The organism is Pseudomonas sp. MM211 (genome assembly GCF_020386635.1).
GTDB lineage: Bacteria > Pseudomonadota > Gammaproteobacteria > Pseudomonadales > Pseudomonadaceae > Aquipseudomonas.
The window spans coordinates 1,276,006-1,302,429 of the sequence record NZ_CP081942.1 but is presented as its reverse complement, the minus strand read 5'-3'; the positions used below and the strand labels follow the sequence as shown (position 1 = coordinate 1,302,429).

Below are 26,424 nucleotides of genomic sequence, written 5' to 3'. Positions count from 1 at the left end.
CAGCCTCAATCAGTGCACTTAACTATAAAGACGGATGAGCGCGGCAAAACCCGCACGGCTTTTACCAACTTTACAAACCTCTCACCCGCGCCTGGCCCAGGCATTTTCCATCCCCCTGTTCCCAAACCTTCAACGCCCTCCTACAATCGCGATCAATTCTTATCCGCACTGGCGCACGCCAAGGGAGTTTCGGTGTCCAGCGCTCCGCCCCCATCAACGCTGCAAAGCGTCGATACGCTCTACCGTGATCATCACGGCTGGCTGCACGGCTGGCTACGCAAACGCCTGGGCGACCGCGAACAGGCGGCGGATATCGCTCAGGACACCTTCCTGCGCCTGCTGCTCAGCGGCCGCCTGCCGAGCATCGACGAAGGCCGCAGCTACCTGACCCAGATCGCACGCAACCTGATCATCGACCAGTGGCGTCGGCAGCGGATCGAGCGGGCCTACCTCGAGAGCATCGCTCACCTTGCAGAACCCGAGTCGCCGTCGCTGGAGACCCGCGCCATGGTCATCGAGACTCTGCTGCAGATCGATGCGATGCTCGACGCCATGCCCACCAAGGTACGCGAAGCCTTCCTGCTGTCGCAGTTCGAAGGCCTGACTTATCCACAGATCGCGGAACGCCTGCAGGTCAGCGTCAGCTCGGTGCAGAAGTACATGCTGCGTGCCATCTCGGCCTGCTATCAGGTGCTGTACGCAGAATGAAACGCCCCAGCGATGCGCCCATCCCGCCAGCCATCGTCGAACAGGCCAGCCACTGGTTGATGCTGCACTGGGGCGGCGAACTGGATGCCGAGCAACGCCAGCGCTTCGCTGACTGGCAGGCCTGCGACCCCGAACACCAGCGCGCCTGGCAACGCCTGGAGCGCTTGCAGGGTACCTTGGCTGGCGTCCCCGCCCACACCGCTGGCGCCGTGCTGCGCGAGCAGCCTGACGCACGTCGTCGCCAGACCCTCAAGATGCTCGGCCTGGCGCTGCTGGCCGGCGGTAGCGGATACCTGGCCCAGTCGCAGCTACCTTGGCGCGAAGCCATGGCAGACCTGCGCAGCGGCACCGGCGAACGCTTGCAGCACACCCTCGCCGATGGCAGCCGGCTGGCGCTGAACAGCGACAGCGCGGTGAATGTCCGCTTTAGCGAAACGGAACGACGCATCCGGCTGCTCAAGGGCGAACTGCTGCTGGAGAGCGGCCGTGATGCCGCTCGCCGCCCACTGATCGTCGAGACCGCCGCCGGTGAAATCCAGGCACTCGGCACGCGCTTCTCGGTGTATGAAATCGACGGCGGCAGCCGCGTCGAACTCTACGAAGGCGAACTGGAGCTGCGACCGCGTAACACACCGCCCTCACGCCTGCAGGCGGGCCAGCAGCGCTGGTTCAACAGCGAACGGGCCACGGCCATCGGCCAGGCAGACCGCAATGCCATCGCCTGGAACGAGGGCCGGCTGATCGCCGAACGCATGCCGCTGGGCCAGTTCCTCAATGAACTGGCACGTCACCGTCCCGGCGTGCTGCGCTGCGACCCGGCCGTCGCCGAGCTGCCGCTGACCGGCGTATTTCCGCTGGCCGACACTGACCGCGTACTCGCCGCCTTGCAGCAATCGCTGCCTGTGCAAGTACAGCGCGTCACCCGCTACTGGGTCACCGTGCGGCCGACAGGCTGACCACTGATCGTTCCTCACGCTCCGCGTGGGAATGCCACGTGTAGCGCTCCGAGCCTCGAACCATCGGCGGCAGCTGAACCTGACGGACGCGGAGCGTCCTGACATGCGTTCCCACGCAGAGCGTGGGAACGATCATCAGAGCAATCAGCAAATAATTTCCAGAACCCATTGTCGGTTTCACCCGCTCGCTCGGGATACCTCTTGAACCCAATGAAGACGCATTCTCAGAGGATATCCAGAATGCCGCACCAGCCCACTTGCCAACGCTCACCGCTGAGCCAGTCGATTACCCGCGCTCTGTTCGCCAGCCTGCTCGCCGCCAGCCCATTGCTGATCGTAGCCAGCGCACAGGCGCAATCATCTGCCACCGAACAGACCCGCACCTATACCATCCCCGCGGGCGATCTCGACCAGGCGCTGAATCGTTTCGCCAGCGAAGCCGACATTCTGCTTTCGGTGGATTCGCGGCTGACCACGGGAAAACGCAGCCCTGGGCTAAACGGCAGCTATTCGGTGGATGCAGGTCTGGCCCGGTTGCTGGCCGGTACCGGTTTGCGACCGCTCAAGGCCGGAGACAATTACGCACTGGAAGCGTCGCAGGAAGGCGATGGTTCACTGGAACTGGGCGCGACCAGTATCAACGCCAGCGGTCTGGGCGAAACCACCGAGGGCAGCGGCTCCTACACCACGGGTGCGGTGACCATCGGCAAGGGTCAGCATTCGCTGCGGGAAACGCCGCAATCGGTCACGGTGATAACCCGCAAGATGCTCGACGACCAGAACCTCAACACCATCGAACAGGTCATGGAAAAGACCCCGGGCATCACCGTGTACGACTCGCCCATGGGCGGCAAGTACTTCTACTCCCGCGGCTTCCGCATGACCGGACAGTATCAATACGACGGCGTGCCACTGGATATTGGCAGCAGCTACGCACAGGCCGACAGTTTTGCCAGCGACATGGCCATTTATGACCGCGTCGAAGTACTTCGCGGTGCGGCAGGCATGATGAAAGGCGCTGGCGGTACAGCGGGAGGCGTCAATTTCGTGCGCAAGCGCGGCCAGTACACGCCACATACCCAACTGTCTCTCGCGGCGGGCACCTGGGACAACTACCGCGCCCAGGTCGACACCGGAGGCCCGCTCAATGAAGCCGGCACCATCCGCGGGCGGGCCGTGGCAACCCAGCAAAGTCGCCACTACTTCTATGACGTCGCCGAGCGGCGGGATCAGATCTACTACGGTGCCGTGGATTTCGACCTGAGTGCCGACACCACCTTCGGCTTGGGCCTCGCCTATGAAGACCTCGATGCGACACCCTGCTGGGCCGGCGTGCCGCGCTACGCCGATGGCAAAGACCTGAAGCTCAGCCGTTCTACTTGCCAGAACCCATCCTGGAACAACCAACGCAGCAAACGCACCACACTGTTCGGTGATGTGAAGCACCAGCTCAACGACAACTGGGCGCTGAAGGTAGCGGGCGTCTGGTCGCGAAACACCCAGGAGATGGAGTACGCCTTTCCCAGTGGTTCGGTGCCGGTTGGCGCCAGCAGCTCCAGCACGTTGGTACTTGGCAGCATCTATGACTATGACCAAGTGGACTACGGCCTCGACGCCTACGTGGATGGCAAGTTCGACGCCTTTGGCCAGCAGCACGAGCTGATCGTTGGTGCCAACACCAGTCGCTCCCACAAGGACGATTTCTTCGCAGTGGCGGCCCTGCCGCAACGCCAGAACGTGCTCGATCCTGACCATCATCTACCGCAACCGGACGAGAGCTACTACCTGGCCAATGCCTCGCGCGGCGGCCCGCTGGACATCCGCATCAAGCAGTACGGCGTCTACTCCACCGCGCGTCTGAAACTGGCCGAGCCGCTGACATTCGTAATCGGCAGCCGCGTCAGCTGGTACAAATCCGAAACCGACTCCGTCGCCTACTTTCGCGGCGTCGGCACCCCGGCCAATTCCGAGACCACCGAAACCGGACAGGTCACGCCATTCGCCGGCCTGCTGCTCGATCTCAACGACAACCTGACGGCCTACGCCAGCTACACCGATATCTTCACGCCCCAGGGCAACCTCAAGACCATCGATGGCAGCACTCTGAAACCGCTCATCGGCACAAGCTATGAGCTGGGCATCAAGGGCGAGTGGTTCGAGGGTCGTCTGAACAGTTCCTTCAACCTGTTCCGCACCATTCAGGAGGATGCGGCCCAGACCGACCCGAATTGTGCCGACGGCAGCTGTTCGCAGAACTCCGGCAAGGTGCGCGCCCAGGGCTTCGAGGCGGAGCTGAGCGGTGAAGTCATCGACCGCCTGCAACTGCTGGCCGGCTACACCTACACCCAGACCAAGGTGCTGGAGGATGCCAACCCCAACCAGAACGGTGTGTCCTACAACTCGTACGTGCCGCGGCACCTGCTGCGCGTCTGGGGTGATTACAGCCTCAGCGGGCCCCTGGAGCGCTTCACGGTCGGCGCCGGTTTCAACGCCCAGAGCGACAACTACCGCACCTCACCGATCAGCGGCAACAACATTTCCCAGGCGGGCTACACCGTGTGGAACGGCCGCATCGGCTACCGCGTCGATGACACCTGGTCGCTGGCCCTCAACGGCAACAACCTTTTCGACAAGCGCTACTACGCCACCGTGGGCACCGAAGGTTTCGGCAACTTCTATGGCGAGCCGCGCAACTTCATGCTGTCGGTAAAAGCGGACTTCTAGGTCTATTAAGAAACAGCAACGCCCCGCCATGCAGGGGCGTTGCTGCACTCGTCGCGTGTGTTTCCATGACGCTCGCTACGTGATGGAAGCTCCCCGGATCACCGCCAGTCGCCTAGCAGCTCCTTTGACTGTCAGCCATTCCAATCTGCCATCCCCCACCGTAGAATCGCGACGAATTCTTATTCGCAATATCTCCCAGGAGGCGGGATGTCTACGGTGCATACCGATACGGCGCCCCACGCAGGGCTAGATGTACTCTATCGCGAGCACAGCGGCTGGCTGCGTGGCTGGTTGCGCCAGCGCCTGAACAATTCAGCCGATGCAGCTGATCTCGCCCAGGACACCTTCGTCCGTGTGCTGCTCGCACGCAGCGCAAATAGCCTGCGCGAACCGCGGCACTACCTGACGACCATCGCCCGTGGGCTGGTGGTCGACCTGTACCGCCGTCGCTCGTTGGAGCAGGCCTATCAGGAAGCACTGGCCAACCTGCCGGAGGCGTCGCACCCATCGCTGGAAGAACAGGCGATTCTGTTCGAGGCGCTGGTGGAGATCGACCGCCTGCTCGACGGCTTGGGCAGCAAGGCCAAGCAGACCTTTATCCTCTCCCAGTGCGAGGGGCTGACTTATCCACAGATCGCCGAACGCCTGGGCATTTCCCTGCGCACGGTGAACAACCATATGGCCAGGGCCATGGAACATTGCTGCCTGATCATGGCCGGCCTGTGAGCGGGCTGAACCAGGGCGCCAGCGAGCGCGAAGCGATTCGTACGGCGTCACAGTGGTACGTGCGCCTGACTGGCGAAACCGTCAGCGAGCAGGAGCGCCTCGCCTGGCAACACTGGCTGAGCGCCGACCCGCTCAATAATCAGGCCTGGCAGCGTATAGAGGCAGTGCGCCAGCAGATGGCACAGGTGCCCGGGCAACTCGCCGCCAGCACACTGCGTACAGCAGGCCACTCTCGGCGTCAGGTGTTGCGCGGCGTGGTGCTGCTGGCATCGGCAGGCAGCCTTGCCGCCCTGGGCTGGCGTAGCGATATGGGCCAGCGGGTGCTGGCGGATTATCGAACCGGTATTGGCGAACGGCGTACCTTCACCCTCGCCGACGGCAGCCAGCTGCAGCTCAACACCAACAGCGCCGTGCAGCTGCATTTCGACGACCAGCAGCGCGTTCTGCAACTACTCGCTGGCGAGCTGATGGTCAGCACCGCGTCCGATCCTCAGGGCCGGCCTTTCAGCGTCACCACTGCCCATGGCGGTGTGCGCGCCCTGGGTACGCGCTTCACCGTGCGCACCGACAGCCAGCATAGTGAAGTGGCCGTGCTGGAAAAGGCCGTGGAAGTCAGCCTACCCGGCATGGCCCAGCCGCTGCGCCTGGAGGCAGGCCAGCGCAGCCGTTTTACCGGCAACAGCATCGACGCACCACGCGCCACCGACGCCAGTACCGCTGCCTGGCAACGGGGCAGCCTGATCGCCATCGACCAGCCACTCGGCGAACTGCTCGACGAGCTGAGCCGTTACCGCGCAGGCTGGCTGAATTGCGACCCGCGCCTCGCCAACCTGAAAGTCTCCGGCGCCTTCCCCATCGACGACACCGACCGCGCACTCAGCGCATTGGAACGAAGCTTCCCCGTACAGGTACAACGCCGCACTCGCTATTGGGTAACGGTGAGGCCGCGCAGCTAGGCAAGTGACACGCTTTTCGTAGGGAGGGTTAGGCGCCTGTTACCAATAGCCAAAGCAACACCGAACCGATAGCGCCGTAACCCACCCTAGGTGTGGCCGACACGCGGCGCGTGGGATCGATCAATTGAGAATATTTTTGCGTCCTTTGCACTTTTTCCATTCCCCATTCGGCTTTCGCTGCATCAGTGGCCCGATTGGCCACACCAATCGGGGAGACACCATGCTGCATCCATTGATCCGCAACCGCCTGGCGGTGCATCTGCAGGCTGCCCTGCTGAGCAGCGCCGCCTTTGCCGTACCTGTTGCCTATGCCGCTGAGCCGGCTCAAGCGAGCAGCAGCGCCAGCGTCCGGCAGTACAACATCGGCGCCGGCTCGCTCACCGAAGTGCTCAGCCGCTTCGCCAGCCAGGCCGGTGTAGCCCTGTCGTTCGATGCCGCGCAAACCAATGGCCGTCAGTCCAAGGGGCTGCAGGGTGCCTATTCGGTGGAGGCGGGATTTGCCACGTTGCTTGCAGACAGCGGCTTGCAAGCAAGCAATGCCGGCGGCAGTTATATATTGGGAAAAACAGTCGATAACAGCGATGCACTGGAGCTGGGCGCGACCAGTATCAACGCCAGCGGCCTGGGCGAAACCACCGAGAGTAGCGGCTCCTACACCACGGGTGCCATGCGCACGGCGACCAAGCTGGCGCTGACCACCCGAGAAACCCCGCAGTCGGTCACCGTGGTCACTCGCCAGCGTATGGACGATCAGAACATGATCACCCTCGAGGATGCGCTGAAATCCACCCCGGGCGTGACGGTGCAGAAGTTCAGTGCCGTGCGCCCACTGATCTACTCACGTGGCTTTCAGGTCGAGAACCTGATGTACGACGGCCTGCCCACGTCCTATGACGGCGACTTCGTGCCATCGCCGGACCTGGCCATGTACGACCGGGTGGAAATCGTGCGCGGCGCCACTGGCCTGATGCAGGGCGCCGGCACGCCCTCGGCGGCGATCAACATGGTGCGTAAAAGGCCGACCCGCGACACCAAAGTCAGCGTATCCGGCAGCGCCGGAAGCTGGGATAACTACCGCAGCGAGCTGGACGCCTCCAGCGCGCTAAACGATAGCGGCTCGGTTCGCGGGCGTATGGTCGCCAGCTACAACGACAAGGACAGCTTCCGTGACGTCGAGTCCAGCGAACTGGGCCTGCTCTACGGCATTACCGAGATCGACCTCGGCGAGCGCACGATGCTGACCCTGGGCGGCTCGTTCCAGAACGACAATAACAACACCACCTGGGGCGGCATACCGGTCGGCCCGGATGGCAGTGACCTGGGGCTGTCCCGATCCACCTACTTCGGCAACGACTGGGAGTACTGGGACAAGGACACCAAAGGTGTTTTCGCCGAAATCGAGCATCACTTCGATAATGATTGGAACCTGCGCCTGGCTGCGGTGAAGAACTGGACGACGTCGGATATCCTCGCCTCCTTCGTACGGCCCACCGGCAATACCTGGCAGCAGCGCACCGTCCAGCAGAACTCCACCTACGATCAGACCAGCTATGACGGTTACCTGAGCGGCCCGTTCCAGGCGCTGGGACGCGAGCATGAACTGGTTCTCGGCGGCAGCTATCGCGAGTCGAGCAAGGAAACCAGCGGCGGTTACGCGCCCAACTTCGGCATTGCCGACCTCGGCAACTGGGATTCAGGCGCGAGACCCAAGCCGGAGAACGTCACTCATACCTACGGCACGCTTACCGAAACCACGCAGAAGAGCCTGTACGCGACCACCCGGCTCAGTCTGACCGATCCACTCAAGCTGATCCTGGGTGGGCGTCTGGATTGGTACGCCTACGATCAGGATATTCGCAACAACCCCAGCGTCCACTACAACACTGCACGCGAAGTGACTCGCTATGGGGGACTGGTCTATGAGCTGAATCCGCAGCACTCGGTATACATCAGCTACACGGACATCTTTCAACCGCAGACGTCGATCACCATCGACCAGAGCCTGCTCGAACCCATCACCGGCAAGAACTACGAAATGGGCGTCAAGGGGGAATACTTCGGTGGCGCGCTGAATGCCAGCGCAGCACTGTTTCAGATCGATCAGGAAAACCGGGGCCGTCTGGTCAGCGATACCGGCTGTAACGGCATGCCCTGCTATGAAGCATCGGGCAAGGTTCGCAGCCAGGGTATCGACCTGGAGCTCAACGGTACTCTCATGCCCAATTGGGAGGTGGCGGCCGGTTACACCTATACGCAGGCCAAATACAAACAGGACAGCGACCCGAGCAATGTCGGGCGTCTGTTCGATACGGATGTGCCCCGACACCTGTTCAAACTCAGCACCTACTACCGACTCCCTGGTGACCTGAGCCGGTGGAAAATCGGTGGTTCGGTATACCGGCAGAACCGCACTTACAACGTCGGAACCTATACCAATACGGCCACTGGCATCACCCAGCCGTCACTGGTCGAGCAGGATGCCTATACCTTGGTGGATCTGATGGCCAGCTATCAGGTCAACAAGCATTTACTGACCCAACTGAGCGTCAACAATGTGCTCGACAAGACCTACTACGAAGGCCTGGCCAGCCAGCCTTTCGGTGGTCGAAGCGTCTATGGGGCACCTCGCAATTTCACGGTTTCAGCCAAGTACAGCTTCTAAGCCTGGATCGCCCCTACACCGTTATCTGTGGGAGTGCGCCATGCGCACGAATCGCGGTCATGGCCCGCTCCCACGGCTCGAGCTGCCGCCTGAAGCTTATGGCCTGCAGATACTTCAAGGCCCGAACGGCCGATCCCCCAGAATCGTCGCGCGGTGCATGATGCGCCGCTGCGGGCGATAGTCGTCGCAGGCGTAGTGCTGGGTCAGGCGGTTGTCCCAGAACGCCAGGTCGCCCTGGCGCCATTGCCAGCGCACGCTGAATTCCGGTTTGGCGATCTGTGCGAAGAGCATCTTCAGCAGTGCATCGCTTTCGCCCGGCTCCAACTCGACGATCCGGGTGGTGAAGGACTCGCTGACGAAAATCCCCTTGCGGCCGGTTTCCGGGTGCACGCGTACCACCGGGTGTGTGACCGGCGGATTCGCCGCCCGAGCGGCGTTCCATTTTTCCAGTGCATCGGGCGTAGTACCAAAACGTTCCAGGGGAAACGACAGGGTCAGGTCATGCACGGCGGTCAGGCCGTCGAGCAGTTGCCGGATCGGTGCGGACAATCCCTCGTAGGCGGCCGAGCAACTGGCCCACAGCGTGTCGCCGCCATGAGCCGGGACGTGCCGTGCACTGAGCAGCGAGCCCAGCGGCGGCGACTGGATGAAGGACACATCGGAGTGCCACAGGGCATTGTCGCGCAGGTCATTGAGCTCGGTATCAAGGACGAGGACTTCTGGCTGGTCTTCGATCTTCGGATAGATCGGGTGGATATGCAGATCACCGAACATGGCTGCCGCATCACGCTGTTGGCGCGGCGTCAGCAATTGATCACGCAGAAACAACACCTGATGTTCAAGCAGCCCCTGGCGCAAGCTGGCGTAGCTTTCAGCATCCAGCGGGCGGCTCAGGTCGACACCGGTAACGCGCGCGCCGAGGGCCTGGCCGATACGTTCGAATAAGATGGTCATAGGTCTTTCTCTATTCAGTCCCGTTCAGCAGTCAGTTCCAGGAGGCGAAGCGCTTTTGCAGCGCGCGCAAACCGAGTTCGATGGTCAAGGCGATGCTGGCGATCAACAGGATGCCGACCACCACCACGTCGGTGGCAAGAAACTGCGCGGCAGACTGAACCATGAAGCCCAGGCCCTGATTGGCTGCGATCAGCTCCGCAGCGACCAGCGTCGACCAACCGACACCCAGGGCGATGCGCAGGCCGGTGAGGATGTCCGGTAGCGCGCTGGGCAGGATCACGTGGCGCACCACCTGCAAGCGGCTGGCACCCAGGCAGCGCACCGCCTGGATACGTGCCTTGTCGACCCTGCGCACGCCGCCCACGGTGGCGATCAGCAGCGGCGCGAACAGCGCCATGTAGATGAGCAGCACCTTGGACAGCTCGCCAATGCCGAACCAGATCACCATCAACGGCAGGTAGGCCAGCGGCGGGATCGGTCGATAGAACTCCACCAGCGGGTCGAGCGCGGCGTTGAGCGTCGGGTTCAAGCCCATGGCGACTCCCAGCGGAATGGCCGTGACGACCGCAGCCAACAGCGCCACCAGCACGCGCCCCAGGCTGGTACTCAGGTGCTGCCAAAGCGTGGCATCCAGATAACCGTCCTGCAGCAGCCCCTTGAGGGCCACCAGCAGTTGTTCGGGGGCAGGCAGGAAGATGGTGTCGACCCAGCCGAGGTGCGTTGCCAGCCACCACAGGCTCGCCAACGCCGCCAAGGTACCGAAAGCGGCCACCCGGCGACGGTCGAAGCGGATCACGAAACGGCGGTTGCGGTCATTCAGGGTGTTTTTCAGCGCATCAGAAGGCATGGTCGGCGGACTCCTGAAGGAAGAGATCGAGCAGTTCCTGGCGCAGCTCGGCGAAGGCCGGATCGCTCTTGATCGAACGCACCGGCTCACCGGCGATGTAACGCCGAGCGAACGGCAGTTGCCGGCGAATCACCGCACGGGCAGGCGGGCCGTCCAGCACGATCAGTTCGGTAGCGAGAAACAGTGCCTCGTCGACACTGTGGGTGATCAGGAACAGGCCCTTGCCGGTGCGCTTCCAGACGTCGAGCAGCAGCAACTGCATGCGCTCGCGGGTCAGCGCATCGAGGGCACCGAAGGGTTCGTCGAGCAGCAGAAAGTCCGGATCGACCGCCAGCGCCCTCGCCAGCCCAAGGCGCTGACGCTGACCGCCCGACAGTTCGGAAATCTGATGATGAGCATGGCTGGCCAGACCGACCAGCTCGAGCACCTCACGTGCCCGGGCGTGACGTTGCTCTTTGCTCAGGCCACGCAGGCGCAGCCCCAGGGCAACGTTGTCGAGGGCATCGAGCCAGGGCATCAGCGCGTCATCCTGAAACACCACACCGCGATCGCCGCCCGGGCCTTCGAGGGTGCGGCCATCGATATGCACGCGGCCGCTGCCAGGTGGCTGAAAGCCTGCCAGCACGTTGAGCAGGCTGGACTTGCCGCAGCCCGACGGGCCGAGCACCACCACGGACTCGCCCTTTTCGATCTGCAGATCGAAATTATCCAAGATGACCTGCGAATGACCGCGACGCTTGAAGCTCAAGCTGACCCGCTCGGCGCTCAGTCGGCTCATGGTCGACTCCTCAAAGTAAAAAAGCCCCTCCGGAGAGGGGCGAAAAGTGGCTTGAACGTAGCTCTGGTTTCACTGCGCCTGGCGGACGTACTCAGCACTTACGTAGGGCGAGTAGTCAGGCAGCACAGCGGGAATGCGTTTCTGTTCCTTGAGGAACTCAGCGGTGCGGGCAATGGCCTTGGCAGTACCGCCACCCAGCAGGTCGGTACTGACTTGCTGCTGAGCAGTCGGGTAGGCGGAGCCGGCGAGCAGTTCGGGGATGTCGGCGGCGTTGGCACCGATCAGCTTGGCGATCTTGCCCGCCTGTTCGGAGTCGGCCGTCCACGTGGCGACGTTGGCCTGGTAGTCGGCGAAGGCATCGAGGGTCACGCCAGCGAACTTGGCCAGCACTTCAGGGTGCTTGTCGGCGAAATCCTTGCGAGCGACCCAGACCTCGAACGTCGGCGCGCCCCATTTACCGACCTCAGCCGCATCGGTCAGCACCTTGCCGCTGCGTTTGATTTCACCCAGTGCTGGCGACCAGACGAAGGCACCGTCGATGTCACCACGCTTCCACGCCGCATTGATTTCGGCCGGATTGAGGTTGACGATCTTCACCTTGGTGGTGTCGATGTTCCAGTGCTTCAGAGCGCCAAGCAGGCTGTAGTGGGAGGTGGAAACGAAGGGGGTGGCGATGGTCTTCCCGACCAGTTGCTCGGGGCTGTCGATGCCACTGCCGTTGCGTACGACCAGCGCCTCGGCAGCATTGATTTCGGCAGCGACCAGAAAGGTCACCAGTGGCAGTTTGCGCGACGTGGCGGCGGCCAGCGGGCTGGAACCGAGGTTGCCGATCTGTACGTCACCGGAAGCCAAGGCCGTTACCACGTCGGCACCGGAGTTGAAACGACGCCAATCGAGCTTCTCGCCGATGGCTTTTTCGTAGGCACCGTCAGCCTGGGCGACCTTGGATGGATCCACGCCAGTCTGATAGCCGATCACGATGTCGGCGGCATGGGCCTGAACGGCGGTGGCTGCAGCGACAGCGAGCAGCAGGGCTTTGATGGTTCGTTTCACGTTCGACTCCTCGCAAGTGGCACCGCTGCGGTTGATCCCAGCTGCCGAAGCGCCACCACGGCGCTGATGGAGGAGAATTTATGGTTATAAGAAATATAAAACCAATAACATTTAACGCTTAGCTTAGCGCTGTCCGTAACACCCGCGAGCCAGAGCGGCGGCGAGGGTGAGTTCACCCCGAAGGTGCACAGAAACCATCCGCCAGCCCCGCAAGCATGGCCACTCCCACTTCACGCCTTGGGCAATATAGGCGGTACTCCCTCCGATATCGCTCAGCGCTTGAACAATGCCAGCAACGCAGACCGATCCTCACCAGGGTGCTCTGCGCTCAGGTGCCCGACCAGCGCCAGGGCATCACGCCCCTGACTGTCTCGCACACTAGCGTCGGCGCCGTGTCGCAACAGAAACTCGATGCGCTGTCTGTCGTTGTAATAAATAGCGGCCTGCAGTGGCGTGAGGTGCTCGCCACCCTCGACACCGTAGTGATTGACGCCGTCGACATCGAGGCCGTTCTGCAGCAACAGCTCGGCGACCTGATAGCGATTGTCTCCCTGGCTGTTGAGCACGCCATCGAGCCCCGCACCAGCCTGCAATTCACTGATGGAAACAGCATCCAGCCGGAGCAGTTTCAAGTAGCTCACGCACAACGACGGCACCAGCGCATCGCTGTCCTCGGTGCCGCATTGCACCAGTTGCTCCATCGACTGGGTGGCGAGCAGGTAGCTGCCGCCGGCAGCCGCGACGATCACCAGCGCAGAAAGTCCGTAAAGTACGCTACGTGCTTTTTTCATGCGTTATCCCCAGACCCTGTCGCTGGGCTGCCGCGCCTGGTACGCCAGTATGGCGCCATGGGGGCGCTCGGTTCTAGTCTTGGCCAACTCCGTGCGCAGTATCGAGCGAAAATTGCGCGCGATAGTCGACACCACCGATTCGTAGACCTTCACATTCATCAGGTCGTTGCTCGACGCATGCTTGAACCAGTGCCTGGCCGCTTTTTTGCCAAAGGCCTTGATGACCTTCACCGGCCCCTGATTCGGATTGGCGGCACTTCTGAACAGTGCCTCCACGTAGCCCATCGCATAGCTGGCATCGATAGCTTCGACCAGTAACCCCTGTGCAAAACCACGCGCGTTGTCACTCATGGTTAAACCATCGATTAAGGTGTGCTCAGCCTTGAAGAAGAACTTGAGCACCTGTCGCGTTTCTTCCTCGCCCAGCAAGAGCTCTTCCGCTGAAAATGTACGCAGTGTGATGTAACTACTCATAGGGCCTCCTTGGCATCTCGTGGGACGGCGTTCAGTCGGCCAATATTAAGCGACTGCCTGGAAAACCTGCAGCACTGCATGACCAAATCGCGACACACTTCCGCTGGCTATGCAGAGCCTCGCGAGGCTGCGGCTTTATCGAACAGAACCCCATGGCCAGGGCTTTCAAAAAGGCCGCCGACTTAGGCTAGCCCTCTACGAGAAATCCCAGTAACTGCTCGGTCACCAGCAAGGTGTGCGCTTCGCTGAATACGATGCCATGCCGACTCTCGATCAGCTCGCGGGCGTTGAAACGCGCCTTGAACCAGTCCTCGACGAAACCCGGTGCATAGCCGCAGGTGCTGAAGCCACGTCCGTCGAAGGCGATCATTGGCGAGTAGGCGTCCAGGTATTGCTGGCGGCTCTCGACGCGCTGGCGGTGCTGGTAAACCCAGAACTGCACGTCATACAGCAGGTATGACAGCGGGTCGGCATGCAGGGCGAAATAGCGTTTTTCCTCGAGCAGTTGCAGGGCGATCGCGCGGACTGCTTCGTCGATGCGCGGAAACGGCGGAAAGTCGTCCAGCAGTGGCGCGAGCATCTCGGAGAACTCGCCCTCGGTCACCCGGTGCAGGTCTGCCTGGAAGTCCTCCTCGGCGGTATCGAACGCTTCCTCGCTGACCAACCCGCGCACAAACGTCTCGAAATCCTTGGCCAGAACGGTGATGTGGTAGTCGCTTTCCTGATCAACATGCACCACTTGGGGCTCGCCCTGAGGACCGCAGGCGCGGTAGTCGAGAGCGACCATGTCGTGGCCGGCGGACGGGCAGTCGCAGATGTACACGCCGATATCCGGGTAGCCCCACTCTTGCATCATGAAACGGCTGCCAAGTTCGCCGCACAGGGAATACCGCTTGTGGCGCCCGATGCTGAGGAACCCGGTGATAGCGGCGTAGTCCTCGGCCCATGAGGTCGGCTCGTCGGTGGGGAAGCAGCACATGTGCGGCGTACCACCGTTGTGCCGCCGCATGAAGGCGACATAAGAAGGCGGCAAACGGTAGCCCAGCTCCGCTTCGAGCTCGGCGATCAGCGCGTCGCCGGGTGGCGCATCGGTGAATTCCTTACGTGCGTAGGCGCTATCATCCCAGAACGCCTGGAGGTCGATATCGTCCGGAAAATCGCTCATGCTCCGACCGCCTGTGCTTCGCTGGCACACGGGCCAGCGGCTTTCAATATCCTGTTCATGCGTACGCCTTTTCTACCGGTCGAAAGTCATGTTCGGGCGTCAGACTCTCCTCCGCGGGGGAAGGTTCGCAACCCCGGCGCCCGCGGTGTTTCATTCGGCCTTGTGAATGCCACTTGGGCTTGCCCCGGCCAACCCGTAGAATCCGCCGTTTTTCCAGGCAGTGACCACCATGCAACCAGCCGACCCGAAGCGTGACGAACTGATCTACGGCCTCGAAGACCGCCCGCGTCCGCTGGTGGCGATCCTCGCCGCACTGCAGCATCTACTGGCGATCATCGTGCCGATCGTCACCCCCGGCCTGCTGATCTGCCAGGCGCTGGGCGTGTCGGCCCGCGACACCAACCTGATCGTTTCCATGAGCCTGGTGATCTCCGGTATCGCCACCTACGTGCAGTGCCGTCGCTTTGGCCCGCTGGGTGCCGGGCTGCTGGTGGTGCAGGGCACCAGCTTCAACTTTGTCGGCCCGCTGATTGCCGGCGGCGCGCTGATGGTCAAACAGGGCACGCCGGTCGAAGCGGTGATGGCGGCGATCTTCGGCGTGGTGATCGCTGGCTCGTTCGTCGAGATCGGTATCTCGCGCATCCTGCCGTTCGTGAAAAAACTGATTACCCCGCTGGTCACCGGCATCGTGGTGCTGATGATCGGCCTGACGCTGATCAAGGTCGGCCTGATCAGCATGGGCGGTGGTTACGGCGCCATGTCCAACGGCACCTTCGCCAATGGCGAGAACCTGATGCTGTCCGGCGTGGTGCTGGCTGTGATCGTGGTGCTCAACCGCATTCCCGTAGTGTGGATGCGCAGCTGCGCAATCGTCATTGCCCTGCTGGTCGGCTATGCGCTGGCCGGTTACCTGGGCCGCCTGGACTTCACCGGCATGCACCAGGCCGAGCTGTTCCAGGTGCCAATGCCCCTGCACTTCGGCCTCGGTTTTTCCTGGAGCCTGTTCATCCCGATGCTGGTGATCTATCTGGTGACCTCCCTGGAGGCCATCGGTGACGTGACCGCCACCAGCAAGGTGTCCAAGCAGCCCGTCGAAGGCCCGCTGTGGATGCAGCGGATCAAGGGCGGCGTGCTGGTCAACGGCGTCAATTCGCTGCTGGCGGGCGTGTTCAACACTTTCCCCAGCTCGATCTTCGCCCAGAACAACGGCGTGATTCAGCTGACCGGCATCGCCAGCCGCCACATCGGCGTGTGGATCGCCCTGATGCTGGTGATTCTCGGCCTGTTCCCGGCAGTGGCCGGGGTCATCCAGGCGGTACCGGAGCCGGTACTCGGCGGTGCGGCCATGGTGATGTTCGGCGCCGTGGCTGCCTCGGGCATCAACATCCTGGCGGGCATCGATCTGGATCGCCGCGCGCTGCTGATCATCGCCGTGTCCCTGGCCCTCGGCCTTGGCGTGTCGCAGGTACCGGAGTTCCTCGCCCATATGCCGGCGGCGCTGCGCAACGTACTGGAATCCGGCGTGGCCACCGGAGGCATCTGCGCCCTGCTGCTCAACTGGTTCCTGCCGGAAAGCCCGGCGAAGGGCGAGCAGAGCGATCGCTGATCCAGGCACCGGGCACGTGCACCCGCCATATCTGTAGGAGCCCGCTTGCGGGCGATACGATCGCGGGCCGCCCCGCGATGCGTGCTATGGCCGCTAATCGCCGGCAAGCCGGCTCCTACGGAATGGCGTGATTATCCATTCCGGTCATCGGGGGGAGGAACGATAGCGGCCCTTGTGAAGGGCGGTATCGAGAGCAGCATTCGCGACGGGTCGAGGGCATAGTGATCGTGCATCGGCCAACCCCCAATGAAAAGGGCCGCATAAGCGGCCCTCTTCGTACCTGGCAGGCGACCTAGAAGTCGTAGCGGGTGGTCAGCATCACGTTGCGCGGTTCGCCCCAGGAGTAAACGCTGTAGAAGTCCATGATGGTCAGGTACTTCTTGTCCAGCAGGTTGTTGACGTTCAGGGTCGCGGACAGGTTGTCCGTCACCTGGTACTTGGCCATTGCGTCCACCAACCAGTAGGCGCTCTGACCGAAGTCCTCGTTGCCACCACGTGGCGCGTTCCACACCGAGCCCCAGCTTCTGCTCTGCCAGCGCGCACCGCCGCCGATGGTCAAGGGTTCGAGCTGCCCTTTGAAGTTGTAGCTGGTGTACACGCTGAACTGGTCTTCCGGCTCGACGGTGGATAGCTTGTCGCCATCCTGCCTGGCGATCTTGTGCGTGTAGCCGAGCTGGGCCTGCCAGCCGGGCATCAGCTCACCGGAAAGCTCTGCTTCATAGCCCTTGGTGATTACGCCATCTGCGGCCTTGTAAGCGACTTCGTTGGAGTTCTGCACGTTGCCAACCTGAACGCCGAAATTGTCCTGGTGGACCTCAAAGTAGGCGAGGCTGGTATTGAGGCGGCCGTCGTAGAACTCCCCCTTGATACCCAGCTCGTAGTTATCACCCTCGAGCGGATCAAGCGCCGAACCGGTAACGGTACGGATGGATTGCGGTTTGAAAATACTGGTGTAACTGCCATAAACGGAGAAGTTGTCGTTCAGGTCGTAGATCAGCCCGGCATAGGGAACCACCACGCCAGTCTCGGTCTGGGTTTGATGCGTGACAGGCGGGTTGTAGATGCTTCTGCCTTTGTTGACGCTTCGGTAGTTGGCGAAGCGAGCACCCAGTATCAATTTCAGGTCATCACGCAAATTGAAGCGTGAGGCCGTGTAAAGGCCATTCTCCCAGGTCACCCGGTCGTCTTCACCGGTGTACTCCCAGGCCGGCTCGGGGATATCGCCACGCCATTCGTAGAAGTTGCCCACGGAGCCTGTGTAATCCGCCGGAGCGCCTTTGCCATCATTTTCCCAGTGGCTGCGCTTCACGCTTCCACCAACGACCAACTCATGTTCACGCCCGAACAGCTGGAAAGGGCCGCTGCCGTATACATCCACGGCATCGCTGGTGGTTTTACCCACATACTTGCCCAACCACAGGCCAACCCCCGCGCCGGTAACCGGATCCGGGTTACCGGCGGCGGCGGCCCCAAGCGCGGCGTCATAACCATTGATCTGGTGATTGAGCTGCATCTTGCCCACCCAACCGCTGTCGAACTGGCGCTCCAGGGTCGCGAAAACCGTGCGGGTGTATTGATCCCAATGGCTCCAGTCAGCGGCATTGCTGAACGAGCGCGAGACCTTATTGAAATCGCCATCACCGTTGAAGATCGGGTTACCACCCCAGGTCGACCCCTCGGGGTTGCTGTCCTGATAATCCGCCCCCACCGACAGCAGGGTGCTCTCGTCCAGGTCGAACTCGAGAATTCCATAGAAGACCTGGGTTTCGCGCTCGTAGCGATCCTGGGCCGAATGCTTGTTCTGATAGGCAGCGACCGCACGACCACGCACATTACCGGTTTCGGTGAGTGGCCCGGCGACGTCCAGCTCGCTGCGATAGGTATCCCATGAACCGGCACCCAGTGTGACGTGGCCGCTGAATTCGTGTGTCGGCTTCTTGCGGATCAGGTTGATGGTCGCGCCCGGATCACCACTACCGGTCAGCAGGCCAGTCGCACCTTTCAACACTTCGATGCGGTCATAGATCGCCATGTCACTGAGCGTGTTGCCCGACGAGTACCCCGCGTCGCGGGTCATCGGAATGCCGTCGTACTGGAAGTTATTGATCGCGAAACCACGGGAGTAGTACTCGTTACGCTCGGTGTCGTACGTAACAATGCTGACCCCCGGCGTGTGGCGCATCACATCGTCGATGCTGTTCAGTGCGAAGTCATCCATGTGCTTGCGGGTGATCACGCTGATCGACTGCGGCGTTTCGCGCGGTGTCAGTACCAGGCGAGTCGCAGTGGCGATGGAGCCCGGCGTGTAGGACTGGGATTCCTCGGTGATGGTACCGAGCTGGTTGCTGGTCACCGAGGTGGCATCCAGTTCGAGGACTCCGCTCTGAGGTTCCAGTACCACGGTATTTGCACTATCGCTCTGCGCGGCCTGCTGCGCGTCGGCCATCAGCGGCATTGCGATGCCGGCCAGGGTGATAGCGACAGCCAGCAGGCTAGGGGCCCCGGGAGCCGGACGCCGGGCACAGCCAAAGGCCGCCGTGGTATGGGGATTCATGGGAGTCTCCTGTTGTTTTCGAGTTAAGTGATACGCAGAGCCATTAACGATATCACTTCTCATTAGCGCCTTAAATCTTATTACAGAATTTTGCGCGTAACGTCTCCCTGCGGACAAACCTCCGGGCACGAGGATTCGGTGACGAAGAGGGGGAAGGCGAACGGCGCCATACCACACGATCGATGGCAGCTCGACGAGAGAAATTGCGCGATTCTTATCAAGCGTGGGCGATGCCCGAGTCGTCTGTTAGCTCACGCCCATGTAACGGCCGGCGCGGTGATTGATGGCCAGCACCATGTTCAATGCCACGGCACCGAGAACCGACAGCGCGACCTTTTCCGGGGCGACGACGAAGATCGACGCCAGCACGATGGCAGCGTCCACGCCCATTTGCACGGCGCCGGCGCGCAACCCGAAGCGCTCCTGCAGATACAGCGCGAGGATGTTCACACCGCCCAGGCTGGCACGGTGACGGAACAGCATCAGCAAGCCCAGGCCCATGGCAAAGCCACCGAACAGTGCGGCATACAGTTCGTTTAGCGCCGCGAAAGTGATCCAGTGCGGCGTTAGTTCGGCCAGCACCGACACCAGGCCGACCGCACAGACAGTACGCAGAGTGAATGCCCAGCCCATGCGCCAGATCGCCAGTACGTAAAATGGCACGTTGAGCAGGAAGAACACCGCGCCAAACGGCCAGCCGGCCAGGTACTTGATCAGAAAGGCCAGCCCCACCGTGCCACCAGTCAACAGGCCCGCGTGGCTGTAAAGGGTGATGCCCAGGGCGACCATGGCGGTGCCGAGGATCAGCGCCAGCGCATCTTCCCAGAGTGGATGACGGACGAAGAAGTCGGCAATCGTCTCTCGCTCGCCAGCGTCCGGGGTGTCGTTCATGGTGTATCTCTCACTGGGCGCACAAGGTAAAACGCCACCGGGTCAGGGTGGCGAATCAGAATATATAAGGGGGCGGACTACAGGCGAGTCCAGGTCTCGTAGCTGTGCGCGGGCGCCGTATCGGTAGCCGGCTGGTGGTCACGCTCCGTGCACTGCCACTGCTCCTCGTCGAACGCCGGGAACCAGGCGTCGCCCTCGGGCTGCAACGCCACGCGGGTCAGGTACAGGCGGTCGGCAATGGTCAGCGCCTGTTCGTACAGCTGGGCGCCGCCGATCAGCATCACTTCGTCGACGCCCTGCTCGCGGGCCCAGGCCTCGGCCCGTTGATGAGCGGCCGCGACGGTCGCGAACACCTCGGCGCCTTCCAGCTTGAGGCCGGACTGGCGGCTGACCACCAGATTGAGCCGCCCTGGCAGCGGACGGCCGAGAGAATCCCAGGTCTTGCGACCCATGATGATCGGCTTGCCAAGAGTCTTGGCCTTGAAGTGCTTGAGGTCGGCCGGCAGGTGCCAGGGCAATTGGTTGTCGCGGCCGATCACGCGGTTTTCCGCGAGGGCGGCGATCAGGCAGAGAGGGAGTCGAGTCGTCATGGCGGCGAGCATAGCAGAGGGCCGCATCACGCCGCATGACTTGCTGCACTGTCATCGCCACGCCATCTTTTTCAGTGCAGGCTGTTGGCAAACCACCGGCCAATGCCGCTCAGGAGAGATGCCCGATGCCCCTACGCCAGCCCCGCCTGTTACTGCTCAGCGCCCTGCTCGCCCTGCCCTTCACGGCGAATGCCGAAACTCCGGCGGCGCCCACCGCCAAACGCGCCGACGACGGCAAACCGCTGATCATCGCGCACCGTGGCGCCAGCGGTTACCTGCCCGAACACACCCTCGCCGCCTACGCGATCGCCGTGCTGCAGGGTGCTGACTACGTCGAACCGGATCTGGTGATGAGCAAGGACGGCCAACTGTTCGCCCGCCACGACAACGAGCTGGGCCTGACTACCGACGTCGCCAGGCACCCGGAGTTCGCCGACCGCAAACGCAAGGCCAGTATCGATGGCGTCGAGCTCGACGGCTGGTTCAGCGAAGACTTCACCGCGGCCGAACTCAAGCGCCTGCGTGCCATTGAGCGCATCCCCGATATCCGCCCGGGCAATACCCGCCTCGATGGTCAGTTCGAAATCCCGACCCTGCAGGAAATCATCGACCTGGTGAAGGCACTGCAGGTCAGCCAGGGGCGTGAGATCGGCCTGTACATCGAGACCAAGCATCCCCAACACTTCAGCCAACTGGGCCTGAGTATGGACAAACCGCTGGTCGAGACCCTCGCCCGCAATGGCTATCGCGACGCCGCCGCGCCGGTGTACGTCCAATCCTTCGAGGTGAGTAACCTGAAAGCACTGCGTCAGTTGAGCTCGCTGCGCCTGGTGCAGCTGTACGGCAAGGGCCAGCCCCATGACCAGGTCGTGCAGGGCAACCCGCTGACCTATGCACAGATGGCCACGCGTGCCGGGCTGCAAGCAGTCGCCGAATACGCCAATGGCGTGGGCCCGGACAAGAGCTACGTCATCCCTCGCCAGCCGGACGGCAGCCTAGGCGAGCCGACAAGATTCGTCGCCGATGCCCATGCCGCCGGGCTGCTGGTGCACCCCTATACCTTCCGCGCCGAGAACCAGTTCCTACCCACAGAGCTGAAGCGGGGCAGCAGCCCGGCAGAGCGCGGCGATATTGAAGCGGAGGTGCGTGCCTTCCTGGCCACTGGCATCGACGGCCTGTTCATCGACCAGCCGGATATTGCCGTGCGACTACGCCAGCAACAGGCCCGTTAAACGCGAGTTTTTGCCAATCGCCTCACAGCGGTTATGCTCCCCGTGGATTCCAACTGCCGGGAGATCGCGTGGCCTTACCCAAGCTGCAACGCCTATGGCTCTGCGAGGCCGTGCGCCTGCGAGAAGAACATGCCGGGCTGCTCGAGGACAGCGAAGCCAACCGCCGTGCTCAGGTGGCAGGCGGTGACCTGGCTACCCGTATCGAAAACCGTGCCCTGCTGCTCGCCGAACGCGATGGCCAGCAGCAGGCGCAACGCCATTGGCTGCAAGGCGCACGCCTGGCGTTGCTGCTCCTCGGCCTGCTCGCCCTGGCCAGCGGCGCGGGCCTGGCGGTAGCGGCACTGGGCGACGGGCAAACGCCGGTCAACGTATTCTGGGCACTGGGTAGCCTGCTCGGTTTGCACCTGCTGATGCTACTCGGTTGGCTGATCGGCTTGCTGTTTGGCGGCGGCCATGGCGCGGTGCTCGGGCGCCTCTGGCTATGGCTCAGCGAAAAGCTCGCTCGCGACTCCAGCGCGCTGCACACCGGCCCTGCCCTGGTTCTGCTGCTGCGCCGCCAGCGTCTCAATCGCTGGTTGATCGGCATGGCCGTGCACGGGCTCTGGCTGGTGGCGCTGACCACCGCGCTGCTGATGCTGCTGGCGCTACTGTCCACCCGCCGTTACGGCTTCGTCTGGGAAACCACCCTGTTGGGCGGCGATACCTTCGTCGCCCTGACCCAGGCCCTCGGCGCCCTACCCGGCCTGCTGGGCTTTCCAGTGCCAGATGCCGCCACCGTGCGCGCCAGCGGCGACAGCCCGCTGCCGCTGGAGTCGGCCCGGCATGCCTGGGCCGGCTGGCTGATCGGCGTGGTCGTGCTCTACGGCCTGCTACCACGCCTGCTGCTTGGGCTGATCTGCCTGTGGCGCTGGCGTAGCGGCGTGGCACACCTGCAACTGGACGTCGACCTGCCTGGTTACGGCCTGCTACGCGAGCGCCTGCAACCCAACAGCGAACGCCTGGGCGTGTGCGATGCCGAGCCGGCGCAGCTCTATCAGGTGCAGTCCGGCGCCGGCGTCGATGCCAGCCAGGGCGCGCTGCTGGTGGCCATCGAACTGGATGACCGGCGTCCCTGGCCACCGGTGCTGCCCAAGTCGGTGGCCGACGCCGGGATCATCGACAGCCGCGAGCAGCGCCGCCAGTTGCTCGACCAGCTCACGCGCTTTCCGCCTGCTCGCCTGGCGATTGCCTGCGACCCTCGGCGTTCGCCGGATCGCGGCAGCCTGGCACTGCTCGCCGAACTGGCACGCTGCGCCGGCACCACGCGCATCTGGCTGCTGCAACCGCCGCCGGGCGAAACCCTCGACAGCGAGCGCCTCGGCGACTGGCACAAGGCACTCGATCAACTGCACTTGGCCCACCAAGACAGCTCGCCGTTGACCTGGCTGGAGACTGGCCATGACTGATCACCTCCCTGCAGGAGCCGGCTTGCCGGCGATCAGGAACACAACCGATACCGGTTTTGCTTCAACGTTCGCATCGCCCGCAAGCGGGCTCCTACGCAACCCGCACCAAGGGCTACGCTCATGAGCCAGGCGCTAAAGCTCGCCGTGGTCGGCCACACCAACGTCGGCAAGACCTCGCTGTTGCGTACCCTGACCCGCGACATCGGTTTCGGCGAGGTGTCGCATCGCCCCAGCACCACCCGCCACGTCGAGGGCGCACGGCTGTCGGTGGATGGCGAAGCGCTGCTGGAGCTGTACGACACGCCCGGCCTTGAAGACGCTATCGCCCTGCTCGACTACCTCGACCAGCTGGATCGTCCGGGCGAACGCCTCGACGGCCCGGCCCGCCTGGCGCGCTTCATGGAAGGCAGCGAGGCGCGCCAGCGTTTCGAACAGGAAGCCAAGGTGCTGCGCCAGCTACAGGCATCGGACGCCGGCCTTTACGTGATCGACGCTCGTGAACCGGTACTGGCCAAGTACCGGGACGAGCTGAACGTGCTGGCCATGTGCGGGCGGCCACTGCTGCCCGTCCTGAATTTCGTGGCCAGCGCCAACCATCGCGAAGACGACTGGCGCGAAGCACTGGCACGTCTGGGGCTGCATGCCCTGGTTCGTTTCGACAGCGTGGCGCCACCGCTCGATGGCGAGCGACGGCTCTACGAAAGCTTGGCGCTGATGCACGAGAAGTCACGCCCGCAGCTGCAACGCCTGATCGACGACCACGAGGCCCAGCGAGTGGCCCGTCACCGCAGCGCCAAGCGCCTGATCGCCGAACTGCTGATCGACTGCGCCGCCTGCCGACGCAGCGTGGCCAACGAAAGCGAACTGGAAAAGACTGCCATCGGCGAACTGCGCAAAGAGGTTCGCCAGCGCGAACAACGCTGCGTGGAAGCCTTACTGCGCCTGTATGCCTTCCGCCGCGAAGATGCCCGCGCCGACGACCTACCGTTGCTGGACGGCCGCTGGGGCGACGATCTGTTCAACCCGGAAACCATCAAGCAGTTGGGCATTCGCCTGGGCAGCGGCGCTGCCGCGGGTGCCGCAGCCGGTGCCGGCGTGGACCTGCTGGTCGGCGGCCTGACCCTGGGAACCGCTGCCCTGGCCGGCGCGTTGCTCGGCGGTGGCGCCCAGACCCTGCGTAATTATGGTTCGCGTCTCAAGGGCAAGCTCCAGGGCCAGCGTGAGCTGACCGTCGACGATGCCGTGCTGCGCCTGCTCGCGCTGCGCCAGCAGCACCTGCTGCAGGCCCTCGATAATCGCGGCCACGCGGCGGTGGAAGCGGTACGCCTCGACGCCCTGCAGGACAGCCAGTGGCGCGAGGGCAAACTGCCGACAGCGCTGCGTATCGCCCGGGCACGCCCGGAGTGGTCGTCCCTGAACCCCGGCGCCCGTGTCGATCAGGTCGAGCGACTGGAACAGGTCGAGCGCCTGGCCAAGGAAATCGACGCGGCGCCGACTGCGAAATGAGCCTGTGTCGAGAATTGGCCGCCATCCTCGAGCGCGAGCTGAGTTTGGGCAACAGCCTCGGCCAGGCGCCCCATCGCGCCGGCTGGCCGCAGCCGGAGTCGCTGTTCGCCGCCCTGCACCAGGACTTCAAGAGCGACCTGAGCCAGCTGCCGCCGGCGGTGCAACATGGCCATTGCAACGACCCGCATTACGGCTGGTACGAAGAGCTCTATTGCCGTGAACACCACCATCTACTGGTCGCCGGCACGCCCAAACCCGGTCGCCGCTGATCCCTGACTGCGAGCCTCGAACATGCCTGTTGCCAACCTGTTCCACGACAGCCAGCCACCCGCTCAGGGCGAGCGCTTCGAAACCCTGCTGAGCCATCGCGACTTGGTGATCGAACGCATCGTCAGCTCGTCACGTATCGAGTCGGTGGACTATGTGCAGGAGCAGGATGAATGGGTGCTGCTGGCCCGCGGCGAAGCGCGCATGACGGTTGCCGGAGAAGCTATCGAGCTGACTCCCGGCGATCACCTGTTCCTGGCAGCCGGCACGCCGCACCGGGTGGAACGTACCAGCGAAGGCGCGCTATGGCTGGCGATTCATTTGCACCCCAGCAACCCGTAGCCCGGGCTGAGCACAGCGATACCCGGGATTTGTGAAAACCCTTGCCACCGTCCCGGGTTACGCCTTCGGCTAACCCAGGCTACGAAACTGGCAATTGCAGTTAACCGTGGGAGCGCGCCATGCGCGCGAAAATTCGCGGGCATGGCCCGCTCCCACATACACGCACGACTTTAGCCGTAGGGTGGAAGACGCTTCACCCTTCCACCATGGCATCGCCACGATGCCCTTCAACGCCTGAGCAAGCTCGTCCACAGCGTTGCCGCCACGATCAGCAAGCCACCGATCCAGGCCTGCACACTCAGCTCCTCACTGAGCCACAGCACGGCGAACAGCGCCCCGAACAACGGCTCGCTGCCCATCAACAGCGACACCCGCGTTGGGCTGCTGCGGCGCAGTGCGTAGTTCTGCACGAAGAACGCGAACAGCGTGGCGAACAGCACCAGATACAAGGTGCCGATCCAGAACGCCGGCTCCACCGGCAGCGCGGGCAACCCGCCTGGCAGGAAGATCGCTCCCAGTAACAAACAGCCGAGACCAATCACCCCGGTCTGCACCGCCGTCAGCGCCAGTGCGGGAACCTGAGTGTGGGCGGTGAGCTTGCCGGTCAGGCAGACCAGTACGGCGCGCAGCAGCGCCGCCACCAGCATCAGGCCGTCACCCAGGTTGAATTGCAGATCGACGCCGCCGCTTAGCAGCCAGGTGCCGAACAGCGACAACGCAACCGCTGGCAGCAGGCGCGAGTCTGGCCGGCGGTCGAACATCAGCCACTCGACGAACGGGGTGATGACCACGCACAGGCTGATCAGAAACGCCGCATTGCTGGCAGAGGTGTGCAGCACGCCATAGGTTTCGCACAGGAAGATGGCCAGCATCACACCGCCGAGCGGAATGCCCGGCGCCCAGGCCTGGCGTCCCTCGCCGCGCAACTGCGGCAGCAGAATCAGAAAGGTCAGGCAGAAACGCACGGCGAGAAAACCGAGCACGGGATAGAAGACCAGCGCCTGCTTGGCCACGCCGTAGCTGGTACCCCAGACGAGCGCGACCAGCAGGAGCAGCAGATCGCTGGCCTGCAACAGGCGGGAAGGGGAACGGCTTATCAGCGTGGACATGGCGGTGTTTCCTGGAAATCGGCGGGAAGCACATTGTCCATTGCGTCTCTCAGCGTGATAATCCACCCATCCCGAACAAGACCTGTTC

General features: G+C 63.0%; 23 protein-coding genes. 12 read left to right on the top strand and 11 right to left on the bottom strand.

Annotation, left to right across the window (positions count from 1 at the left end; genetic code table 11):
* Nucleotides 1-192: 192 nt before the first annotated feature.
* The 6 genes from K5Q02_RS05805 (at nt 193) to K5Q02_RS05780 (ending at nt 8,732) form a co-directional block, all read left to right on the top strand.
* A complete protein-coding gene (locus tag K5Q02_RS05805) occupies nt 193-708 on the top strand; it encodes a sigma-70 family RNA polymerase sigma factor (RefSeq protein ID WP_042553647.1) in 516 nt (171 codons plus the stop codon).
* Nucleotides 705-1,664 (top strand): FecR domain-containing protein, encoded by a 960-nt coding sequence (locus tag K5Q02_RS05800; protein ID WP_225837294.1) that lies wholly within the window; start codon nt 705-707, stop codon nt 1,662-1,664. The genes K5Q02_RS05805 and K5Q02_RS05800 overlap by 4 nt, the downstream gene beginning before the upstream one ends.
* Nucleotides 1,665-1,904: 240 nt before the next feature.
* Nucleotides 1,905-4,388, top strand: a complete 2,484-nt coding sequence (locus K5Q02_RS05795) for a TonB-dependent siderophore receptor (RefSeq protein WP_225837292.1) — start codon at nt 1,905-1,907, stop codon at nt 4,386-4,388.
* Nucleotides 4,389-4,595: 207 nt separating this feature from the next.
* Complete coding sequence (locus K5Q02_RS05790; protein WP_225837291.1) at nt 4,596-5,114, top strand: sigma-70 family RNA polymerase sigma factor; 519 nt, start codon at nt 4,596-4,598, stop codon at nt 5,112-5,114.
* A 5-nt stretch (nt 5,115-5,119) separates the two neighbouring features.
* Nucleotides 5,120-6,070: a FecR domain-containing protein gene (locus tag K5Q02_RS05785; protein WP_225839589.1), complete on the top strand. Its 951-nt coding sequence runs from the start codon at nt 5,120-5,122 to the stop codon at nt 6,068-6,070.
* A gap of 220 nt (nt 6,071-6,290) precedes the next feature.
* Nucleotides 6,291-8,732, top strand: coding sequence for a TonB-dependent siderophore receptor (locus tag K5Q02_RS05780; protein WP_225837289.1), 2,442 nt, complete (start codon nt 6,291-6,293; stop codon nt 8,730-8,732).
* 114 nt (nt 8,733-8,846) lie between these two features.
* Here the strand turns inward: K5Q02_RS05780 and tauD are convergent, their stop codons facing one another.
* From tauD to K5Q02_RS05745, 7 genes are all read right to left on the bottom strand, one after another.
* Nucleotides 8,847-9,686, bottom strand: coding sequence for a taurine dioxygenase (tauD, locus tag K5Q02_RS05775; RefSeq protein ID WP_225837287.1), 840 nt, complete (start codon nt 9,684-9,686; stop codon nt 8,847-8,849).
* A gap of 31 nt (nt 9,687-9,717) precedes the next feature.
* The gene (tauC, locus tag K5Q02_RS05770; RefSeq protein WP_225837285.1) at nt 9,718-10,533 is read right to left on the bottom strand and encodes a taurine ABC transporter permease TauC; all 816 of its coding nucleotides are present in this window, start codon (nt 10,531-10,533) and stop codon (nt 9,718-9,720) included.
* A complete protein-coding gene (locus tag K5Q02_RS05765; RefSeq protein ID WP_225837283.1) occupies nt 10,523-11,311 on the bottom strand; it encodes a taurine ABC transporter ATP-binding protein in 789 nt (262 codons plus the stop codon). Before K5Q02_RS05765 ends, tauC begins: the two co-directional genes overlap by 11 nt.
* 69 nt (nt 11,312-11,380) lie before the next feature.
* Nucleotides 11,381-12,364, bottom strand: coding sequence for a taurine ABC transporter substrate-binding protein (gene tauA, locus K5Q02_RS05760; RefSeq protein ID WP_225837281.1), 984 nt, complete (start codon nt 12,362-12,364; stop codon nt 11,381-11,383).
* Between the two features lie 272 nt (nt 12,365-12,636).
* Nucleotides 12,637-13,155 (bottom strand): ankyrin repeat domain-containing protein, encoded by a 519-nt coding sequence (locus K5Q02_RS05755; protein ID WP_225837279.1) that lies wholly within the window; start codon nt 13,153-13,155, stop codon nt 12,637-12,639.
* Nucleotides 13,156-13,158: 3 nt separating this feature from the next.
* A complete protein-coding gene (locus tag K5Q02_RS05750) occupies nt 13,159-13,629 on the bottom strand; it encodes a hypothetical protein (protein WP_225837277.1) in 471 nt (156 codons plus the stop codon).
* A gap of 187 nt (nt 13,630-13,816) precedes the next feature.
* The gene (locus tag K5Q02_RS05745; RefSeq protein ID WP_225837274.1) at nt 13,817-14,794 is read right to left on the bottom strand and encodes an SMI1/KNR4 family protein; all 978 of its coding nucleotides are present in this window, start codon (nt 14,792-14,794) and stop codon (nt 13,817-13,819) included.
* A gap of 229 nt (nt 14,795-15,023) precedes the next feature.
* On the opposite strand from K5Q02_RS05745, the gene K5Q02_RS05740 reads away from it, so the two are divergent.
* Entirely contained in the window at nt 15,024-16,400 is a 1,377-nt protein-coding gene (locus K5Q02_RS05740; RefSeq protein WP_442963967.1) for a uracil-xanthine permease family protein, read from the top strand.
* 292 nt (nt 16,401-16,692) lie between these two features.
* Here K5Q02_RS05740 and K5Q02_RS05735 read toward each other — a convergent pair whose 3' ends face one another.
* The 3 genes from K5Q02_RS05735 to K5Q02_RS05725 all read right to left on the bottom strand — a co-directional run bounded on the left by K5Q02_RS05735 (nt 16,693) and on the right by K5Q02_RS05725 (nt 20,447).
* Nucleotides 16,693-18,954, bottom strand: coding sequence for a TonB-dependent siderophore receptor (locus tag K5Q02_RS05735; protein WP_225837270.1), 2,262 nt, complete (start codon nt 18,952-18,954; stop codon nt 16,693-16,695).
* Between the two features lie 246 nt (nt 18,955-19,200).
* Nucleotides 19,201-19,845 (bottom strand): YitT family protein, encoded by a 645-nt coding sequence (locus K5Q02_RS05730; RefSeq protein WP_225837268.1) that lies wholly within the window; start codon nt 19,843-19,845, stop codon nt 19,201-19,203.
* A 77-nt stretch (nt 19,846-19,922) separates the two neighbouring features.
* Nucleotides 19,923-20,447: a dihydrofolate reductase gene (locus K5Q02_RS05725; RefSeq protein ID WP_225839587.1), complete on the bottom strand. Its 525-nt coding sequence runs from the start codon at nt 20,445-20,447 to the stop codon at nt 19,923-19,925.
* Nucleotides 20,448-20,560: 113 nt separating this feature from the next.
* Here K5Q02_RS05725 and K5Q02_RS05720 point away from each other — a divergent pair, with 113 nt between their 5' ends.
* The 5 genes from K5Q02_RS05720 (at nt 20,561) to K5Q02_RS05700 (ending at nt 25,227) form a co-directional block, all read left to right on the top strand.
* Complete coding sequence (locus K5Q02_RS05720) at nt 20,561-21,667, top strand: glycerophosphodiester phosphodiesterase (protein WP_225837266.1); 1,107 nt, start codon at nt 20,561-20,563, stop codon at nt 21,665-21,667.
* Nucleotides 21,668-21,735: 68 nt separating this feature from the next.
* Complete coding sequence (locus K5Q02_RS05715) at nt 21,736-23,112, top strand: DUF2868 domain-containing protein (RefSeq protein WP_225837264.1); 1,377 nt, start codon at nt 21,736-21,738, stop codon at nt 23,110-23,112.
* 120 nt (nt 23,113-23,232) lie between these two features.
* Nucleotides 23,233-24,618: a GTPase/DUF3482 domain-containing protein gene (locus K5Q02_RS05710; RefSeq protein WP_225837263.1), complete on the top strand. Its 1,386-nt coding sequence runs from the start codon at nt 23,233-23,235 to the stop codon at nt 24,616-24,618.
* Nucleotides 24,615-24,887, top strand: a complete 273-nt coding sequence (locus tag K5Q02_RS05705) for a hypothetical protein (RefSeq protein ID WP_225837262.1) — start codon at nt 24,615-24,617, stop codon at nt 24,885-24,887. Before K5Q02_RS05710 ends, K5Q02_RS05705 begins: the two co-directional genes overlap by 4 nt.
* Before the next feature lie 22 nt (nt 24,888-24,909).
* Nucleotides 24,910-25,227 carry a cupin domain-containing protein gene (locus K5Q02_RS05700; protein ID WP_225837260.1) on the top strand — a complete coding sequence of 106 codons (318 nt, stop codon included), beginning with the start codon at nt 24,910-24,912 and terminating at the stop codon, nt 25,225-25,227.
* A 227-nt stretch (nt 25,228-25,454) separates the two neighbouring features.
* Here K5Q02_RS05700 and K5Q02_RS05695 read toward each other — a convergent pair whose 3' ends face one another.
* Nucleotides 25,455-26,336, bottom strand: a complete 882-nt coding sequence (locus K5Q02_RS05695; RefSeq protein WP_225837258.1) for a DMT family transporter — start codon at nt 26,334-26,336, stop codon at nt 25,455-25,457.
* Nucleotides 26,337-26,424 lie beyond the last annotated feature (88 nt).

Coding starts and splice junctions, on each gene's coding strand:
- K5Q02_RS05800 (WP_225837294.1), top strand. CDS start 705: ATGAAACGCCCCAGCGATGCGCCCATCCCGCCAGCCATCGTCGAACAG.
- K5Q02_RS05795 (WP_225837292.1), top strand. CDS start 1,905: ATGCCGCACCAGCCCACTTGCCAACGCTCACCGCTGAGCCAGTCGATT.
- K5Q02_RS05790 (WP_225837291.1), top strand. CDS start 4,596: ATGTCTACGGTGCATACCGATACGGCGCCCCACGCAGGGCTAGATGTA.
- K5Q02_RS05780 (WP_225837289.1), top strand. CDS start 6,291: ATGCTGCATCCATTGATCCGCAACCGCCTGGCGGTGCATCTGCAGGCT.
- tauD (WP_225837287.1), bottom strand. CDS start 9,686: ATGACCATCTTATTCGAACGTATCGGCCAGGCCCTCGGCGCGCGCGTT.
- tauC (WP_225837285.1), bottom strand. CDS start 10,533: ATGCCTTCTGATGCGCTGAAAAACACCCTGAATGACCGCAACCGCCGT.
- K5Q02_RS05765 (WP_225837283.1), bottom strand. CDS start 11,311: ATGAGCCGACTGAGCGCCGAGCGGGTCAGCTTGAGCTTCAAGCGTCGC.
- K5Q02_RS05755 (WP_225837279.1), bottom strand. CDS start 13,155: ATGAAAAAAGCACGTAGCGTACTTTACGGACTTTCTGCGCTGGTGATC.
- K5Q02_RS05750 (WP_225837277.1), bottom strand. CDS start 13,629: ATGAGTAGTTACATCACACTGCGTACATTTTCAGCGGAAGAGCTCTTG.
- K5Q02_RS05745 (WP_225837274.1), bottom strand. CDS start 14,794: ATGAGCGATTTTCCGGACGATATCGACCTCCAGGCGTTCTGGGATGAT.
- K5Q02_RS05740 (WP_442963967.1), top strand. CDS start 15,024: ATGCAACCAGCCGACCCGAAGCGTGACGAACTGATCTACGGCCTCGAA.
- K5Q02_RS05735 (WP_225837270.1), bottom strand. CDS start 18,954: ATGAATCCCCATACCACGGCGGCCTTTGGCTGTGCCCGGCGTCCGGCT.
- K5Q02_RS05730 (WP_225837268.1), bottom strand. CDS start 19,845: ATGAACGACACCCCGGACGCTGGCGAGCGAGAGACGATTGCCGACTTC.
- K5Q02_RS05725 (WP_225839587.1), bottom strand. CDS start 20,447: ATGCTCGCCGCCATGACGACTCGACTCCCTCTCTGCCTGATCGCCGCC.
- K5Q02_RS05720 (WP_225837266.1), top strand. CDS start 20,561: ATGCCCCTACGCCAGCCCCGCCTGTTACTGCTCAGCGCCCTGCTCGCC.
- K5Q02_RS05710 (WP_225837263.1), top strand. CDS start 23,233: ATGAGCCAGGCGCTAAAGCTCGCCGTGGTCGGCCACACCAACGTCGGC.
- K5Q02_RS05705 (WP_225837262.1), top strand. CDS start 24,615: ATGAGCCTGTGTCGAGAATTGGCCGCCATCCTCGAGCGCGAGCTGAGT.
- K5Q02_RS05700 (WP_225837260.1), top strand. CDS start 24,910: ATGCCTGTTGCCAACCTGTTCCACGACAGCCAGCCACCCGCTCAGGGC.
- K5Q02_RS05695 (WP_225837258.1), bottom strand. CDS start 26,336: ATGTCCACGCTGATAAGCCGTTCCCCTTCCCGCCTGTTGCAGGCCAGC.